This is a genomic window from Nostocoides sp. HKS02 (assembly GCF_009707485.1).
In the GTDB taxonomy this organism is placed as follows: domain Bacteria; phylum Actinomycetota; class Actinomycetes; order Actinomycetales; family Dermatophilaceae; genus Pedococcus.
This window is the reverse complement of the sequence record NZ_CP046121.1, coordinates 1,279,383-1,296,646: the sequence shown is the minus strand read 5'-3', so window position 1 is coordinate 1,296,646 and position 17,264 is coordinate 1,279,383. Positions and strand designations below refer to the sequence as shown.

Sequence of the window (17,264 nt, the reverse complement as noted above, 5' to 3'; positions counted from 1 at the left end):
TCGGTGGGACGGTCGGCCGCGTCGTGGAGCGTGTCGTCGAGCGTGTCAGCGTCACCCGACTCGCCATCCAGGGGGATGTATGCCGCGGGCAGCGGGCGGTGGCGGCATCGACTCCGGGTCGTAGGCGAGGTCCTCCAGGGGCAGGGCGTCCTCGCGGGGCGCCTCGTCGAGCGGCGTCTGCGACGCAGAGCCCTTGCGACGGCGTGGGCGTCCCCGGTGCGAGGCGCGCTCGCGCATCGCCATCATGAGGTCGAGCGGCTCCTCGGTGCGCAGGGCCGGGGGAGTGCGGCGGGTCGTTCCCGCGACCCCGCCCTCAGCCTCGACGTCGAAGACGGTGGTCGAGCGCACGGGCGAGGAGACCAGGTGCGGGGCCGGCAGTGGGGAACCGGCCGCCGCCGAGTCCTCCTCGCTGAGCCAGCGCGCCTCGTCGTCGGCTGCGGCGACAGTTCGGCTCGGCACGTCGAAGCTCCAGCGTGCCTGGCGCTCGCGACCGCCCGCGGGGAAGGTGACGATGACGGTCCAGTCGCCGGCTTCGCCTCGAGCCGAGTCCCACTCGGCGAGCGCGGGGTCCACGCCCCGACCGGAGAGCCGCTGGCTGACGCGGGCGGACAGCGTCGGCGCACTCGCACCCGCACCGCTGCGCGCCCGCAGGCGCACACCACGGGCCAGGCCCGCGACGTGCTCGCGTTCGGCGAGGATGGGCCCTTCGTACCGTCGGACCTTCTCCACCGTCCAGCCGGCGCGTTCGGCCACCTCGTCGGCCGACAGGCCGGCCCGGATGAGGGCCTGGACCTCGCGCGGGCGCATTCCACCGTCGATCTCGATCTGGAGCTGGCCGAGGCGGGGCCGGTCGCGCCGGGCCGCCGCTCGCAGTGGCTCGTCGAGAAGGATCCGGAAGCGCTCGCCCTCGGAATCGGACAGCAGCAAGTGCTGGCCGTCCTCATGAACACCGATCAGTCGCAGATCGCGCATTGCCTTCTCCCGTATCGCCACGTCGCCTTGACTCTGCCATCTCGGACCTCGCCGCGAAAGCGACCACGCCGCGACGGTAGTTTTGACCTCGCGATGATCACCTACGACGCGAACCTCCAGCTGGCCCTCGACCTGGTCGGTGTCTTCGCGTTTGCCCTGTCCGGTGGGCTCGTCGCGGTGAAGAAGCGACTCGACCTCTTCGGCGTCCTGGTTCTGTCCGGCGCGGCCGCGCTCGGCGGAGGCGTGATGCGCGACCTGCTCATCGGCCACTTCCCGCCGGTCGGCATCTCCGACTGGCGGCTGGTGTGCTCGGCCCTGGTCGCCGGCTTGGTCACCTTCGTGTACCACCCGGCGGTGGCGCGGATCTCTCGGGTCGTGCGGGTGCTCGACGCTGCCGGCCTCGCGGTCTTCGCGATCGGTGGCTCCCTCAAGGCCCTGGGCGCCGGCATGGGCCCGCTCGCCTCGGTCATCATCGGGGGAGTCACCGCCGTCGGCGGTGGGATCGTCCGCGACGTGCTCGCGGGCCAGGTCCCCGAGGTGCTGCGCCGTGAGATGTACGCCTTGCCGGCCCTGCTCGGCGCCACTCTCATCGTCCTCGCCCACCGCTTCGACCACGACACCCCGCCGGTCCTGTGGGGCTGCGTGGCCCTGGTCTTCGCCCTGCGCATGGTGGCCGTCGTGCTCGACGTCCACGCTCCCAAGCCCCTCCGAACCGGAGAAGTGTCATGAAAGCAGCCCGCACGTGAGCGACGCCGACAACCACCCACTCGAGCCCTACGACGGCATCCTGCTGTTGTCCTTCGGGGGACCCGAGAAGCCCGAGGACGTCCTGCCGTTCCTGCGCACCGTGACGGCGGGCAAGGGCATCCCGGACGAGCGCCTCGAGGAGGTCGGGCAGCACTACTACGGGTTCGGCGGCCGCAGCCCGATCAACGACCAGAACCGGGCGCTCCTGGCTGCCCTGCGCGCCGAGCTCGACCGGCGCGGCATCGCCACCCCGCTGGTCTGGGGAAACCGCAACTTCACCCCCTTCACCGTCGAAGCGCTGACCGACGCCGCCGAGCGGGGTATGTCCCGGCTGGTCACGGTGGTCACCAGCGCCTACTCGTCGTACTCCTCGTGCCGCCAGTACCGCGAGGACCTCGCGCGCGCCCAGCAGGAGGCGGCCGAGGCGGGGCACGAGATCGCCGTCGACAAGGTGCGCCCGTACGCCAACCACCCCGGCTTCTCGCGAGCCAACTCCCGCCTGGTCACCGAAGCGGTCCGTGGGCTGCTGCGCGATGGGGTCGACCCGACCGGCATACGCCTGCTGTTCGTCACCCACTCGATCCCGACCGCCATGGACGACACCTCCGGGCCTGGCGACGAGGACGGCAACGCCTACGGGCGCCAGCACCTGACCCTCGGGGCTGCCATCACCGACGAGGTCAACGCGACCCTCGACACCGACCTCGAGGGTGGGCTGGCGTTCTGCTCGCGATCCGGGCCGCCGAGCCAGCCATGGCTCGAGCCCGACGTCAACGACCGCCTCGCCGAGCTCGCCGCCGAGGGTGCGAGCACCGTGGTCGTCGCACCCATCGGCTTCGTCTCCGACCACATGGAGGTCGTCTACGACCTCGACACCGAGGCAGCGGCGACGGCGCAGCGACTCGGGCTGCGGCTGGTCCGGGTGCCCACCGTGGGCACCGACCCCGAGTTCGTCTCGGGGCTGGTCGACCTCATCGAGGAGCGCGCCGCCGAGGCCCGGGGTGAGGACCCAGCGCGGCCGGCCTGGCCCGGCAGGGCGGCGATGCCGTCCGTCTGCGCCCCGGGGTGCTGTCCGAACCTGCGCCAGGCGCGGCCCGCCCTCTGCGGACGGGACTGACGTGGACGCCCTCTCTGCCGACCTGCCGCTTCCGGCGCCCGACGATCTCGTGGGGCTCGAGCAGCTCGCGCTCGAGCTGGCCCTCGAGGCGGGTCGGCTCATCGTCGACGAGCGTCCAGCAGACCTGGGCGTCTCCCACACCAAGTCCACGGCCACCGACGTCGTCACGGTGATGGACCAGCGCGCCCAGGACCTCCTGCGCACCCGGCTCCAGGCGGCGCGACCCCATGACGGGTTCCTCGGCGAGGAGGAGGGCGGCACGTCCACGCGGTCCGAGATCACCTGGGTGGTCGACCCCATCGACGGCACCGTCAACTACCTCTATGGAATCCCGTCGTATGCCGTGTCCGTCGCCGCCGTCGTGGGCGACCCGTCCCAGCCGGGCGCCTGGCGCCCGGTGGCCGGAGCCGTCGTCAACCCGGTGACGGCGCAGGCCTTCCACGCGCGGCTCGGCGGTGGCGCGTGGCTGCGCGTGGGGGACGGCCCCGACACACAGCTCGCCCTCGCAGACCCGCCGCAGCTGAGCCAGGCGCTCGCCGGAACCGGGTTCGGTTACGATGCCCGGCGTCGGGCCTGGCAGACCCGGGTGCTCGCCGGGGTGATCACCCAGGTCCGGGACGTGCGCCGGATCGGCAGCGCGGCCCTCGACATCTGCGCCGTGGCCGCGGGCACGCTCGACTGCTACTTCGAACGGGGGCTCAACCCGTGGGACCTCGCCGCGGCCTGGCTGGTCCTGACCGAGGCGGGAGGACGCTTCACCGGTCTGGCCGGCGGGCCGCCGGACACCGCCATGGTGGTGGGCGCCGCACCGACCCTGCACGTGGCGCTGGAGGCCGTGGTCCGGGCGGCCGCAGAGGCGGCCGGCGACGAGCAGGACGGGGTGGGTCAGGCCGCGCTGTAGCGCGCGAGGTCGGGGACCCGGAGACCGTGCTCGGTCGCCAGACGAGCCAAGCCCTCCAGCTCGGCTTCGCGGACGGAGACGAGGTAGTCGTCGCCCGCCTCCTGCGCGCTGCGCAGGGACTGGACAGCGCGTGCGGCGCGCTGGCTGATCTCAGCGTGGAACTCGGTCATCATGCACCCCTCTCGGTGTGCCGCCGCGGTGGCGACACGTGTCGGGTTGGGTCGGGCCGGAGGTAGGACTCTACGGGTGCGGGCGTCTCCGGAGGGAATTGGGGCGACCGATTTTGGTGAATCTTGGGTGAACCCAGACGCTTCCAAGGCCCTGCTCACGCCGTTTCTGGACCGGATGATGACTCCAGCCTCTCGATAGGGCACAATCCCCGCCTGCGGTGGGCACAAAACCACGGCGATCTGCGTTACACGGGCGACTGTTCATCCCGCATCGGGGATGGACGGACTTTGTGAGAGAGAAACAGGGAGAGCGACAGCAACCATGGCGACTGACTACGACGCGCCGCGCAAGACCGATGACGAGCTGTCCGAGGACTCGATCGAGGAGTTGAAGTCCCGTCGCGTCGACAAGAGCGCCTCCAGCGTGGACGTCGACGAGACCGAGCAGGCCGAGGGCTTCGAGCTGCCAGGTGCCGACCTGTCCGGTGAGGAGCTCTCCGTGCGGGTGCTGCCCCGCCAGGCCGACGAGTTCACCTGCTCGCGCTGCTTCCTCGTCCACCACCGCAGCCAGCTGGCCAAGGAGGTCAACGGGCAGATGGTGTGCCGGGAGTGCGCAGCCTGACGGCTGTGAGCACCGTTCTCGAGCCGGAGTCACGCGAGATAGGGTCAGTCCACGTGACTGGCCCTGTTCGCGTTCCCGTGCCGCTGCGCCGGCTCGACCCCGACCTGCCCGCCCCGGCATACGCCCACCCCGGCGACGCCGGCGCGGACCTGTGTGCGGCAGCCGAGGTCACCTTGGCGCCGGGGGAGCGGGCGCTCGTACCGACCGGTGTGGCCGTGGCCCTGCCCATCGGGTATGCCGGGCTGGTGCACCCCCGCTCGGGGCTCGCTGCCCGGCACGGCATCACCATCGTCAACGCCCCCGGCACCATCGACGCCGGCTACCGCGGCGAGATCCTCGTCAACCTCGTCAACCTCGACCCGCGCGAGGCGTTCACCGTCCGCCGCGGGGACCGGATCGCCCAGCTCGTCGTCCAGCAGGTGGCGACGGTCGACTTCGTCGAGGTCGATTCGCTCGACGACACCTCGCGGGGGGACACTGGTCACGGCGCGAGTGGCGGTTTCGGCGAGCGCATCCAGACAGTGAAGGACTGACCCAGCAGTGAGCATCTTCCGACGACGCAAGGGCACCACCGACGCGATCGAGGACCCCACCACGGGCGTCACGAGCGCCGCCGACGGCTCGGCAGCCGAGCTGGAGACCCCGCAGGTCGCAGGCACCGCCCCGGCCGCGGTGGAGCCGACTGGCTCGGGGCCGTTCGATGCCGCCGAGGTCGAGTCCAGCGACGACGGCCGGCTCGACCTCGGTGCCTTGCGCATCCGTGGCGTGGCCGGCATGGAGCTGCGGCTCGAGGTCGACGAGGAGGGGCAGCAGGTCGTGGGCGCCACCGCCGTGATCGGTGACTCGGCCGTGCAGCTGCAGGCCTTCGCCGCGCCGCGGACCGCAGGTGTCTGGGACGAGATCCGCGAGGAGATCGCCCAGTCGATCGTCAGCCAGGGCGGCACCGCCGACGACGTCCGCGGCGAGCTGGGTCGCGAGCTGCGCACGCGCATGCCCTCTGCCGGGCCCGATGGCCGCACCGTCTACGCCCCCGCGCGCTTCGTCGGCGTCGACGGGCCCCGGTGGTTCCTGCGGGCGGTCTTCTCCGGCCGCGCCGCGATCGAGGACGAGGCCGCCGCGCCGCTCATGGAGGTCGTCCGCGACACCGTCGTGGTGCGCGGCGACGCAGCGATGGCGCCGCGCGAGATGCTCCCGCTGCGCCTGCCCGAGGAGACTGTCGCCCCCGGCGAGCTCGCGGGCACCGAGGATGTCGACGGCCAGCCGCGCCGAGCCGACGACCTCAAGCCGTTCGAGCGCGGTCCCGAGATCACCGAAGTCAGGTAACCACCATGGCTGTTCACGCCTCGAGCGACACCAAGCACCGCAACCCCTTGGCCCGGCTGGGCGAGCGGCTGACGAAGTCCGTCACCCAGCTCGAGGCCGACGAGCTCCAGGAGGACTCGGTCCGCATGGGGTGTACCCGCATGTGCGACCTCGAGGACCGCCAGGAGGCCACCGTCTCCGGCACCGTCCGCGCCGTCACCCTCCGACCCCGGGTCAACGTGCCCGCGCTCGTCGTCGACCTCTACGACGGCAGCCGCACCATCAACCTGGTCTGGCTGGGGCGGCGCACCATAGGCGGGGTCGAGCCGGGCACCTACCTGCGCGCGACCGGTCGGGTCACCTACACCCGCGGCATCCCCACCATCTTCAACCCGGCATACGAGATCGTCCCGATCCGTGCCCACTGACCCCGCGTCGGGCGCCGGGCCCACCGTCGAGGCGGTGATCCGGCACCGGCTCTCGGCCGCGCTGGGCGGCTGGCGCGGCTCGCTCGAGGCGGCGCTGCCCACGCTCGCCTTCGTGGTCGTCTGGACCTGGCGTCACCAGGCCGTCCCGGCCCTGCTCGCCGCGGGGGCCATCACCGTCGTCCTGGCCGTCGTGCGGGTCGCGCAGCGCCAGAGCCTGCAGTTCGTGCTGTCCGCTGCCCTGGCCACCGGGGTTGCCGCGTTCTTCGTCCTGCGCAGCGGACGCGCTGAGGACGCCTTCCTCCCCAGCCTGCTCAAGAGCACGGCGTTCGGGGCGGGCGCGCTGCTCTCGGTGGTCCTGCGCTGGCCAGTGATGGGGTTCATGGTCTCGGCCGGCGACCCGCACATGGCCGAGGACCCGTTCGGCTGGCGCCGCGACTCGGGCATGGTGCGGGTGTGCCAGCGACTCACCATGGTCCTCGTGGGCTTGTATGCCGTCCGGCTTGCCGTGATGCTCCCGCTCTACCTCGCCAGCAAGGTGGCCTGGCTCGGGGTCGCCAGCGTGGTCCTGGGCTGGCCGCTGTGGCTGGCGGCGGTGGGCGTCATGGGGTCGATCCTCGTGCGGGGCAGCACGCCGCTGGAGACGGCGACACCGGGGCAGGGCGCAGTGACGCAGGGGGAGCCCGGTCACTCCTCGCCGCGCGGCACCCGCTGACCTGGGCTGAGCATCGACTCGAGCTCGTCCTCGAACTCGGGCGTCGAGATGAACAGCAGCTCGTCGTGGGGCTCGAGCGAGTCGTCGCGGCTGGGCGCGATCGGGTGGTCCTCGCGGATGATGCCGACCAGCACGGTCTCGCCGGGGAAGTCGACGTCGCCGACCCGCTTGCCGGCATAGGGGCTGTCGGCCGGCAAGGTGAGCTCGACCATGGTGGCCTTGCCCTGCTGGAACTGGAAGATCCGGACGAGGTCGCCGACGCTGACGGCCTCCTCGACGAGGGCCGTCATCAGGCGGGGCGTGGACACGGCGACGTCGACCCCCCAGGCCTCGTCGAACATCCACTCGTTCTTCGGGTTGTTGACGCGGGCGACGGTGCGCGGCACGCCGAACTCGGTCTTGGCGAGCAGTGACACGACGAGGTTGACCTTGTCGTCACCGGTGGCGGCGACGACGACGTCGCAGTCGGCCAGCCCGGCCTCGTGGAGCGCGGTGATCTCGCAGGCGTCTGCGAGCAACCAGCTGGCCTCGGGGATCTTGCTGGTCTGGAGGTCCTTGCGCTCCTTGTCCATGAGCAGCACCTGGTGGCCGTTGTGCAGCAGCTCGCGGGCGATGGAGCGCCCAACGCTGCCAGCACCGGCGATGACGACGCGCATGTGTGTGTCCTTCGTCCTCAGGAGTCGGTCGTGCTGGGTGGGGCGTCGAGGATGCGCTCGACCCCGGCCAGCTCGGTGGCCAGCGTGGTGAGGTGCAGCAGGTCGCCCTCCTGGAAGACGGCGTCCGGGCCCGGCAGGATGCCCGACCCGAGGCGGGTCAGGTAGGCCGTGCGCGCGCCGGTGGCGGCCTCCAGGGCGGTGAGCCGGTGCCCGACCCAGCCGGGGTGCACGGTGACCTCGGCCACCACGACGTTGCCGGACGGGTCGACGAGCTCGGGGACGTGGCCCTGGGGCAGCAGCCGGCGGAGCATCTGGTCGGCGGTCCACTTCACCGTGGCGACGGTGGGTATGCCGAGGCGCTGGTAGACCTCGGCCCGGCCGGGGTCGTAGATGCGCGCCACGACGTGCTCGACCCCGAAGGTCTCGCGCGCCACTCGGGCGGCCAGGATGTTGGAGTTGTCGCCGCTCGAGACCGCGGCGAACGCGTAGGCCTTGTCGATGCCAGCCTCGATGAGGGTGTCCCGGTCGAAACCGACCCCGGTGACGCGCCGACCCTCGAAGGCCGACCCCAGTCGGCGGAAGGCCGACTCCTCCTGGTCGATGACCGCGACGTCGTGGCCCCCGCTCTCGAGGCTCACGGCCAGGGACGAGCCGACTCGGCCGCAGCCCATGATGACGAAATGCACGACGCCGACGGTACACCGGCGGCCCCACGCCAGCGCGGGGTGTCGCGCAGTGCCTTCGCCAGCCGCCTAGAGTGTTGGCCGTGCCATCCTCTGGACGCGTCCTCAAGCGCGTACTTCTCGGCCGCGCCATGCGCAGCGACCGCCTCGGCGAGACGCTCTTGCCCAAGAAGCTCGCCCTGCCCATCTTTGCCAGCGACGCCCTGTCGTCCGTGGCCTACGCCCCTGACGAGATCTTCCTGACGCTCGGGCTGGCTGGCGGACTGCTGGCCCTGACCCACTCGTGGCAGATCGGGCTGTGCGTCGTGTTCGTCATGCTCGTGGTGGTCGCGTCCTACCGCCAGAACGTGCACGCGTACCCCTCCGGTGGCGGCGACTACGAGGTGGCCAATACCAACCTGGGCCCCAAGGCGGGCCTCACGGTGGCAGCCGCCCTGCTGGTGGACTACGTCCTCACCGTTGCCGTCTCGATCTCCTCGGGCGTCCAGAACGCCGCGGCGGCGCTGCCCGTGCTTCGTGGCCACGAGGTCGTCGTGGCCGTTGCCTTGGTGGTCGTGCTCACGGCGATGAACCTGCGTGGGGTCCGCGAGTCCGGCATGGCCTTCGCGTTCCCTGTCTACCTCTTCATGGCCAGCGTCATCGGTATGGGTCTGGTCGGGCTGGTGCGCGAGCTCTCGGGCACCCTGCCGCACGCCGAGAGCGCCTCCCTGACGCTGGCCCCGGAGAAGGGGTTCAGCTCGCTCGGGCAGTTCGCGATGCTCTTCCTGCTCCTGCGCGCCTTCTCCTCGGGCTGTGCCGCACTCACCGGGGTGGAGGCCATCTCCAACGGCGTGCCGGCCTTCAAGAAGCCGAAGAGCCAGAACGCCGCCACGACGCTGCTCCTCATGGGCGTGATCGCCGTCGTAATGCTCATGTCGATGCTGACCCTGGCCAAGTGGACCGGCATCAAGTACGCCGAGAACCCCGCGACCCAGCTGCTGCGCAACGGCAAGCCCGTCGGCTCCGGCTACGTCCAGGACACGATCATGGGCCAGGTGGCCAAGGCCGTCTTCCATGGGTTCCAGCCCGGCGTGATCCTCGTGTCCATCGTCGCCGGCCTGATCCTCATCCTGGCGGCCAACACGGCCTTCAACGGCTTCCCGGTGCTGGGCTCGATCCTGGCCAAGGACGGCTACCTGCCGCGCCAGCTGCACACCCGCGGCGACCGGCTGGCATTCTCCAACGGCATCCTCATCCTCGCGGGGGCCGCCGGGTTCCTCATCGTGCTCTACAACGCTGAGGTCACCAAGCTGATCCAGCTCTACATCGTCGGCGTGTTCGTGTCGTTCACGCTCAGCCAGACCGGCATGATCCGGCACTGGAACCGGCACCTGCGTCTCGAGCGTGACGCCGCGGTCCGTGCCCGGATGATGCGCAGCCGGGTGATCAACGCCATCGGCGCCACCATGTCGGGGCTCGTGCTCGTGGTCGTGCTGCTGACCAAGTTCGTCCACGGAGCCGGCTACGCCATCGCCGCGATGGTGGTGCTGTTCTTCATCATGCTGCGCATCCACAAGCACTACGAGCGCGTCCGTGACGAGCTGCGGGTGAGCGAGGACGATGTCGACGCCCAGATGCTGCCGAGTCGGGTCCACGCGATCGTGCTGGTCTCCAAGATCCACAAGCCGACGCTGCGGGCGCTCGCGTACGCCCGCGCCACCCGGCCGTCGAAGCTCGAGGCGATCACGGTCAACGTCGAACCCGACGAGACCAAGGCGCTCCAGGACGAGTGGGACCGGCGCGACATCCCCGTGCCGCTCAAGGCGCTCGACTCCCCGTACCGCGAGATCACCCGCCCCGTCGTCGAGTACGTCAAGTCCTTGCGCTCTGGGCACCCCCGTGACGTGGTCGTCGTCTACATCCCCGAGTACGTGCTGGGCAAGTGGTACGAGCAGGTGCTGCACAACCAGAGTGCCTTGCGGCTCAAGGGCCGGCTGCTGTTCACCCCGGGTGTGATGGTGGCGAGCGTGCCATGGCAGCTGGCCTCCTCCGAGGGCCAGGAGGAGCGTTTCGACGGCCCCACGGCCGGTTCGGTCCGCCTTGGCCAGTGACGACCCGGTGACGGCCGACCTGGCCGTCGGAGACCTCGTCGAGGTCGAGGTCGGCCCCGTGGCCCACGGCGGCTTCTGCGTCGCACGACACGAGGGCCGGGTCGTCTTCGTCCGGCACGCCCTGCCCGGTGAGCAGGTCCGCGCCCAGGTGACCGAGGCCCGTGGAGGCCAGCGGTTCGTCCGGGCCGACTGCGTCGAGGTCCTCACCGCGAGTCCCCGCCGCGTGCCGGCACCGTGTCCGTATGCCGGTCCCGGCCTGTGTGGCGGCTGCGACTGGCAGCACGCGGACCTGACCTACCAGCGCGACCTCAAGGCCGCGGTCGTCCGTGAGCAGTTCAGCCGGCTGGCCGGGATGGAGGTCGACGTGGTCGTCGAACCCGTTCCCGGTGACGTCGACGGCCTGGGCTGGCGCACCCGGGTCGAGTTCGCCGTGGACCCCTCGGGCCGAGCGGGCCTGCGTGAGCACCGGTCGCACGCCGTCGTGCCCATCGACACCTGCCTCATCGCCGACCCGAGGGTCCTCGACACGGGGGTCCTGCGTGCCGACTGGCAGGGGCACGAGGGGGTCGACGTCGTCGTGCCCTCGATCGGAGCTCCGGTCACGGTGGGCCTCCCAGCGCAGGGCGACGACATCCCCGTCGTGGTGGAACGCGTTGCCGGGAAACGGTTCTCCGCGGACTTCGAGGTGTCCGCGCGGGGCTTCTGGCAGGTGCACCCGGGGGCGGCAGCGACGTTCGTCGACGTCGTCCTCGAGCTCCTCGCACCGCACCCGGGTGAGACCGCCCTCGACCTGTATGCCGGTGTCGGCCTCTTCGCGACCGCGCTCGCCACCGCGGTGGGCGACGGTGGTCGGGTCGTTGCCGTGGAGTCCGACCCCGAGGCGGTCGCGTCCGCGGCAGCCAACCTCGCGGCATACCCCTCGGTCGTGGCGGTGCGCGGCCGCGTGGACGACGCCTTCGGCGTGCCTCGGGCGAGCCGGTCGGGGCCCGCGCCCCGCCGCACCCAGCGGCCGCGCAAGCTGCGCCGTCACCCGTTGCTGCCCCTGACCGCCGACGTGGTCGTCCTCGACCCCCCGCGGACCGGTGCCGGTCGAGCAGTGGTCGACCAGCTCGCGCAGCTGGCACCCCGGGCGATCGCCTACGTCGCCTGCGACCCGGCCGCGCTCGCCCGGGACACGGCATACCTTCGCGACCACGGCTACCACCTGCGCGAGCTGCGCGCCTTCGACGCCTTCCCCATGACGCACCACCTCGAGTGCATCGCCCTGTTCGCGCCGGGGGAAGCTCGGGCGAGCGCACCGGTGACCTAGGCTCGGTGGGTGACCGAACGCGCCCCAGAGCCCACGCCATTCACCCACCGGGTCGAGGTCCATTTCTACGAGGTGGACCAGGTGGGGGTGGTGTTCAACGCGTGGTACCTCGCATGGTGCGACGACGCCCGTCTCGCGTACTGCGCCTCGCGAGGGTTCGGGATCGAGGACGCGAAGGCGGCCGACGCCATGCCCCTCGTGCGTCACGCCGACATCGAGTGGCTCGCCAGCCTGGCTGCCGGCGACCACGCCGAGATCCTGGTCCGGCCGGTGCGGGTGGGTACGACCTCGTTCACCCTGCGGCACGAGATCCACCGTGAGGGGGACGGCGAGCTGTGCGCAGTCCTGACCATCACGTATGTCGCGGCAGGGCTCACGGAGCGCACCAAACGTGAGCTCCCGCTTTCGTTGCGCGCGGCGTTGGAGCAGGATCAGAGCCACGGCTCACTCACCGTGGTATCTTGATGTCAAGATAAATCGAGCACGACGACGCAGTCGACCCCGAGCATCGAAGGAGCCAGCCAGTGGCCAGCACGAACAGCTTCAACGCCCACGGTGAACTGAAGGTCGGTGACAACTCCTACGAGGTCTACCGGCTCGCCGCGGTCGAGGGCAGTGAGACCCTCCCGTACAGCTTGAAGGTGCTGCTGGAGAACCTCCTGCGCACCGAGGACGGCGCGAACATCACCGCTGACCACATCCGCGCCCTCGGCGCCTGGGACGAGACCGCCGACCCCGACACGGAGATCCAGTTCACCCCGGCCCGCGTCCTCATGCAGGACTTCACCGGCGTGCCCTGCATCGTCGACCTCGCCACCATGCGCGAGGCCGTGGCCGACCTCGGCGGCGACCCGGCCAAGATCAACCCCCTCAGCCCTGCCGAGATGGTCATCGACCACTCGGTCATCATCGACGTCTTCGGCCGCGCCGACGCCTTCGAGCGCAACGTCGAGATCGAGTACCAGCGCAACGGTGAGCGCTACCAGTTCCTGCGTTGGGGTCAGACGGCGTTCGAGGACTTCAAGGTCGTGCCCCCGGGCACCGGCATCGTCCACCAGGTCAACATCGAGCACCTCGCGCGCACCGTCATGGTCCGCGACGGGGTGGCCTACCCCGACACCTGTGTCGGCACCGACTCCCACACCACCATGGTCAACGGCCTGGGTGTGCTCGGCTGGGGCGTCGGCGGCATCGAGGCCGAGGCGGCCATGCTCGGCCAGCCCGTCTCGATGCTCATCCCGCGCGTCGTCGGCTTCAAGCTCTCCGGGTCGATCCCGGCCGGGGCGACCGCGACCGACGTGGTGCTGACCATCACCGAGCAGCTACGCGCGCACGGCGTCGTGGGCAAGTTCGTCGAGTTCTACGGCGAGGGCGTCTCCGCGGTGCCGCTGGCCAACCGCGCCACGATCGGCAACATGAGCCCGGAGTTCGGCTCGACCTGCGCGATCTTCCCGATCGACGACGTCACCCTGGAGTACCTGCGCCTCACCGGTCGCTCCGAGGAGTCGGTCGCGCTCGTGGAGGCGTACGCCAAGGAGCAGGGCATGTGGCTGCACGCCGGGCCCGACCAGCCCGAGGCGCGCTACTCCGAGCGGCTCGAGCTCGACCTGTCCACCGTCGTACCGTCGATCGCCGGGCCCAAGCGGCCGCAGGACCGGATCGCGCTCACCGACGCCAAGGACTCCTTCCGGAAGGTGCTGCCGACCTACGTCGCCCACCACGAGGGTGACGCCGGCGTGGCGTCCTCCTTCCCGGCGAGCGACCCCTCGCCGCAGGGGAGCACCGACGGCACCAACGGCGGCGACAAGCCGGCCTCCGAAGGCAACGGTGAGGGTCGTCCGTCGAAGAAGGTCACCGTGCGGACCGCCGAGGGCGCCTCCTTCGAGATCGACCACGGCATCGTGTCGATCGCCTCGATCACCAGCTGCACCAACACGTCCAACCCGTCGGTCATGATGGCCGCCGCGATGCTGGCCAAGAACGCGGTCGACCGCGGTCTCACCGTGGCCCCGTGGGTCAAGACGTCGATGGCGCCGGGCTCCAAGGTCGTCTCCGACTACTACGAGAAGGCCGGCATGTGGCCCTACCTCGAGAAGCTCGGGTTCCACCTGGTCGGCTACGGCTGCACCACGTGCATCGGCAACTCCGGTCCGTTGTCGGACGAGATCTCCGCGGCCATCAACGAGAACGACCTCGCCGTCGTCTCGGTCCTGTCCGGCAACCGCAACTTCGAGGGACGCATCAACCCCGACGTGAAGATGAACTACCTCGCGTCGCCGCCGCTGGTCATTGCGTACGCCCTGGCCGGGACGATGGACTTCGACTTCGACTCCGAGCCGCTGGGTCAGGACACCGACGGCAACGACGTCTTCCTCAAGGACCTGTGGCCCGCTCCGGCCGACGTCGAGCGGACCATCGCGGAGAGTATCAACAAGGAGATGTTCACCAGCGACTACGCCGACGTGTTCGCCGGCGACGAGCGGTGGCGCTCCCTGCCCACCCCCGAGGGCAAGACCTTCGACTGGGCGCCAGACTCGACGTACGTCCGCAAGCCCCCGTACTTCGACGGCATGACCATGGAGACCACACCCGTCTCGGACATCACCGACGCGCGGGTGCTGGCGAAGCTGGGTGACTCGGTCACGACCGACCACATCAGCCCGGCCGGGTCGATCAAGGCCGACAGCCCCGCCGGCACGTACCTCGCCGAGCACGGCGTGGACCGCAAGGACTTCAACTCCTACGGCTCACGGCGAGGCAACCACGAGGTCATGATCCGCGGGACGTTCGCCAACATCCGGCTCAAGAACCTCCTGCTCGACGGCGTCGAGGGCGGCTTCACCCGCCTGTTCTTGAAGGGCGATGGCGTCGCTGATGGCGAGCAGACGACCATCTACGACGCGTCGGCGGCCTACCAGGCGGCTGGGGTGCCGTTGGTGATCCTCGCAGGTAAGGAGTACGGCTCAGGGTCGTCGCGCGACTGGGCTGCAAAGGGCACCCGGCTGCTCGGCGTCAAGGCGGTCATCGCCGAGAGCTACGAGCGTATCCACCGCTCGAATCTCATTGGCATGGGCGTGATTCCGCTGCAGTACCCCGCCGGCGAGTCAGCCGACTCGCTGGGCCTCGACGGCACCGAGACGTTCTCGATCACGGGCATCACTGCGCTGAACGACGGGGACAGCCCGCGCACCGTCACGGTGCGTGCCCAGAAGGACGGCGGCGAGCCCGTCGAGTTCGAGGCCGTCGTCCGGATCGACACCCCCGGTGAGGCCGACTACTACCGCAACGGCGGCATCCTGCAGTACGTGCTGCGCTCCCTCGTCACCAGCTGACGCTGCCCTCCGGGGCGGTCCGTGCCACCGCCACCCAGAGCTCGGCAGGCCTCTGGCCTGCGACTTTGCCGAGCTCTGGGTTGCGGTGTGCACGTGTCCGTGTTCAACTCGAAGCAGTTGAAAGCAAGTGCGCCTTGAGCTGGGGAGTTCGGGGATCCACATGCCAGGGATCGGCTCGCGGTTGAGCCTTCTGCGGCTTGCGCTCTGCGCGGGATTCCTGTGTGTTGTCTGGGTGCTGTTCGGTGCGGCTGACGCCCGAGCTGACGAAGCCCCGGTCCAGGGCCCCCTTCGGGCGACCGCGACCCACTCCGCTCGGGAGCGTCTGACCCCGGTGCAGCCCAAGATGGGTATGCCGGCCGGTCGCCGGCCCCAGCACCGGGTCACCGCTGCGGTCGTTCAGACCGTGCGGCCGGTCACCGGTGCCGTTCGCGCCGTCGTGACCTCGGTGGCCGCCAGCCCCGCCACCGCCGCACGATCGGCTTTGCCGGCCGTCCCCACACTGCCGGCTCTGCCTGCCGCCCCCACACTGCCGGCTCTGGCCGCCCTGTCCACCGTGCCGCTGGGCGTGGAGCTGCCGGCTGTCCCAACCCTCGCGGCCGAGGCTCGCGGCATGCTTGAGGGCGGCGCCCCCGGTGTGGTTGCCGCGACTCAGGTCGAGGCGGCTGAGACCGGCGCCACGCAGGCCGTCGGGGTGACGACTGCTCCAGGGCTGCCACACGCAGGTGGCGCGACCTCCGCTGCCACCACCGCGTCGCAGCCTCGGGCGACGACCGAGCCCGATGGTGTCCCGGCCCGTGGCGGGGGAGATGGCTTTGGCGTGCCGTGGGGCCTGATGACGACCCCATCTCCGGTTGCTGGCGGGAGTGGCTCTGCGGCAACGGACTTGGCGCTGACGGACCGCGCCCACATCCTGCCTCACCCGGCATACGCCCGGTGTGGCGAGCACACCCCGGGCGCACGCAGCGCGATTGCCCAGGAGCCCGGCCACCGACCTGGCTGATGCGAGCTCTGGCGCCGAACTCTGCGCCATGAGCGACAGCCGCCAGCAGGCGGACACCACGCATCACAGGAAGGGAACAACCATGCACGCATACATGCGTAGGGGCCTTGAAGTGGCTCTCATGGTCGGCGGCGGAATCCTGTTCTTCGCAGGGCACGCGTCGGCTGACGAAGGTACGACGGGCACGCAGAGCGCGCTCGGAGGCAACCAGGTCGCCACCGCGCCAGCGGCGCCGGTGACCGCCGGCGGTAACTCGGTGGCTGTGCTCGGCAACGCGTCGAGCAGTGGTTCCTCGGCGGGCTCTTCGGGCTCGTCGGCGGCGGCTGCTCCGGCGAGCTCGCCCGGGTCGACGACTTCGGGTTCGGGTTCGGCGGGTGGTGGCAACCAGGTCACCTCACCCACCGCACCGCCGTCCACGGTGACGGGCAACTCGGTGGCTGTGCTCGGCAACTCGTCGAGCACTGGTTCATCGACTGGATCGGCCCCTTCGGGCTCTTCAGCGGCGACTGCTCCGCCGAGCTCGCCCGGGTCGACGACTTCGGGTTCGGGTTCGGCGGGTGGTGGCAACCAGGTCACCTCACCCACCGCACCGCCGTCCACGGTGACGGGCAACTCGGTGGCCGTGCTGGGTGACTCGTCGAGCAGCGGTCCCTCGGCTGGATCGGCCCCTTCGGGCTCCTCGCCGGCTGCTCCGGCGAGCTCGTCGGGGTCGACGACTTCGGGTTCGGGTTCGGCGGGTGGTGGCAACCAGGTCACCTCACCCACCGCACCGCCGTCCACGGTGACGGGCAACTCGGTGGCTGTGCTGGGTGACTCGTCGAGCACTGGTTCCTCGGCGGGCTCTTCGGGCTCGTCGGCGGCGGCTGCTCCGGCGAGCTCGTCGGGGTCGACGACTTCGGGTTCGGGTTCGGCGGGTGGTGGCAACCAGGTCACTGGGCCGGCGAGCGCGCCGGTCACCGTAGGTGGCAACGCGATCGCCGTGGCGGGAAACAGCACGAGCACACCTCCCGGTCCTGCCGGTACTGGCTCGTCGAGCACTGACGGTGCTTCGGTCGGTAGCGCCAGCTCGTCGGCGGCGGATACCGCAGGTGACGGGCAGACCACTGGGCAGGCCGCCTCGGCGGTGCCTGCCCTGGCCGCAGCAAGCGCTGTTGCTCAGGGTGCCGCCCAGGCGAGCGCCTTGGCCATGACGGGGGAGACCCCTGGATGCTGGTGATGCTGGC

Annotated in this window: 18 protein-coding genes; 13 read left to right on the top strand and 5 right to left on the bottom strand. The window is 70.8% G+C overall.

Annotated elements, in window-relative coordinates; translation table 11 throughout:
- Positions 1–51: 51 nt before the first annotated feature.
- The gene (sepH, locus tag GKE56_RS06175) at positions 52–972 is read right to left on the bottom strand and encodes a septation protein SepH (protein ID WP_154683790.1); all 921 of its coding nucleotides are present in this window, start codon (positions 970–972) and stop codon (positions 52–54) included.
- 93 nt (positions 973–1,065) lie between these two features.
- On the opposite strand from sepH, the gene GKE56_RS06170 reads away from it, so the two are divergent.
- From GKE56_RS06170 to GKE56_RS06160, 3 genes are read left to right on the top strand one after another with little or no spacing between them, the layout of a single operon-like run.
- Complete coding sequence (locus GKE56_RS06170; RefSeq protein WP_154683789.1) at positions 1,066–1,701, top strand: trimeric intracellular cation channel family protein; 636 nt, start codon at positions 1,066–1,068, stop codon at positions 1,699–1,701.
- A gap of 13 nt (positions 1,702–1,714) precedes the next feature.
- Entirely contained in the window at positions 1,715–2,836 is a 1,122-nt protein-coding gene (locus tag GKE56_RS06165) for a ferrochelatase (RefSeq protein ID WP_154683788.1), read from the top strand.
- 1 nt (position 2,837) lies between these two features.
- Positions 2,838–3,737, top strand: a complete 900-nt coding sequence (locus GKE56_RS06160; protein WP_154683787.1) for an inositol monophosphatase family protein — start codon at positions 2,838–2,840, stop codon at positions 3,735–3,737.
- Here GKE56_RS06160 and GKE56_RS06155 read toward each other — a convergent pair.
- Positions 3,722–3,907: a hypothetical protein gene (locus tag GKE56_RS06155; protein WP_154683786.1), complete on the bottom strand. Its 186-nt coding sequence runs from the start codon at positions 3,905–3,907 to the stop codon at positions 3,722–3,724. The genes GKE56_RS06160 and GKE56_RS06155 overlap by 16 nt on opposite strands.
- A gap of 322 nt (positions 3,908–4,229) precedes the next feature.
- On the opposite strand from GKE56_RS06155, the gene GKE56_RS06150 reads away from it, so the two are divergent.
- The 5 genes from GKE56_RS06150 to GKE56_RS06130 are packed head-to-tail and all read left to right on the top strand — an operon-like array spanning position 4,230 to position 6,971.
- Positions 4,230–4,529 (top strand): DUF4193 domain-containing protein, encoded by a 300-nt coding sequence (locus GKE56_RS06150; RefSeq protein WP_154683785.1) that lies wholly within the window; start codon positions 4,230–4,232, stop codon positions 4,527–4,529.
- A gap of 53 nt (positions 4,530–4,582) precedes the next feature.
- A complete protein-coding gene (gene dut / locus GKE56_RS06145; RefSeq protein ID WP_154683784.1) occupies positions 4,583–5,062 on the top strand; it encodes a dUTP diphosphatase in 480 nt (159 codons plus the stop codon).
- Positions 5,063–5,069: 7 nt separating this feature from the next.
- Positions 5,070–5,852 carry a DUF3710 domain-containing protein gene (locus GKE56_RS06140; RefSeq protein WP_154683783.1) on the top strand — a complete coding sequence of 261 codons (783 nt, stop codon included), beginning with the start codon at positions 5,070–5,072 and terminating at the stop codon, positions 5,850–5,852.
- Positions 5,853–5,857: 5 nt separating this feature from the next.
- Complete coding sequence (locus GKE56_RS06135) at positions 5,858–6,259, top strand: OB-fold nucleic acid binding domain-containing protein (protein ID WP_154683782.1); 402 nt, start codon at positions 5,858–5,860, stop codon at positions 6,257–6,259.
- Positions 6,249–6,971, top strand: coding sequence for a DUF3159 domain-containing protein (locus tag GKE56_RS06130; RefSeq protein WP_154683781.1), 723 nt, complete (start codon positions 6,249–6,251; stop codon positions 6,969–6,971). The genes GKE56_RS06135 and GKE56_RS06130 overlap by 11 nt, the downstream gene beginning before the upstream one ends.
- Here the strand turns inward: GKE56_RS06130 and GKE56_RS06125 are convergent.
- A complete protein-coding gene (locus GKE56_RS06125; protein ID WP_154683780.1) occupies positions 6,944–7,627 on the bottom strand; it encodes a TrkA family potassium uptake protein in 684 nt (227 codons plus the stop codon). The two genes, GKE56_RS06130 and GKE56_RS06125, sit on opposite strands and share 28 nt — an antisense overlap.
- Before the next feature lie 17 nt (positions 7,628–7,644).
- Positions 7,645–8,313 (bottom strand): TrkA family potassium uptake protein, encoded by a 669-nt coding sequence (locus GKE56_RS06120; protein ID WP_154683779.1) that lies wholly within the window; start codon positions 8,311–8,313, stop codon positions 7,645–7,647.
- A 128-nt stretch (positions 8,314–8,441) separates the two neighbouring features.
- On the opposite strand from GKE56_RS06120, the gene GKE56_RS06115 reads away from it, so the two are divergent.
- The 5 genes from GKE56_RS06115 to GKE56_RS06095 all read left to right on the top strand — a co-directional run bounded on the left by GKE56_RS06115 (position 8,442) and on the right by GKE56_RS06095 (position 16,041).
- A complete protein-coding gene (locus GKE56_RS06115) occupies positions 8,442–10,400 on the top strand; it encodes an APC family permease (RefSeq protein WP_154685655.1) in 1,959 nt (652 codons plus the stop codon).
- A 7-nt stretch (positions 10,401–10,407) separates the two neighbouring features.
- Positions 10,408–11,709 (top strand): class I SAM-dependent RNA methyltransferase, encoded by a 1,302-nt coding sequence (locus tag GKE56_RS06110; protein WP_154683778.1) that lies wholly within the window; start codon positions 10,408–10,410, stop codon positions 11,707–11,709.
- A gap of 9 nt (positions 11,710–11,718) precedes the next feature.
- Entirely contained in the window at positions 11,719–12,174 is a 456-nt protein-coding gene (locus GKE56_RS06105) for a thioesterase family protein (RefSeq protein WP_154683777.1), read from the top strand.
- 59 nt (positions 12,175–12,233) lie between these two features.
- Positions 12,234–15,041, top strand: a complete 2,808-nt coding sequence (acnA, locus tag GKE56_RS06100; protein WP_154683776.1) for an aconitate hydratase AcnA — start codon at positions 12,234–12,236, stop codon at positions 15,039–15,041.
- 181 nt (positions 15,042–15,222) lie between these two features.
- Entirely contained in the window at positions 15,223–16,041 is an 819-nt protein-coding gene (locus GKE56_RS06095; RefSeq protein ID WP_154683775.1) for a hypothetical protein, read from the top strand.
- Positions 16,042–16,104: 63 nt separating this feature from the next.
- Here GKE56_RS06095 and GKE56_RS06090 read toward each other — a convergent pair whose 3' ends face one another.
- A complete protein-coding gene (locus GKE56_RS06090; RefSeq protein WP_154683774.1) occupies positions 16,105–17,037 on the bottom strand; it encodes a hypothetical protein in 933 nt (310 codons plus the stop codon).
- Positions 17,038–17,264: the final 227 nt, after the last annotated feature.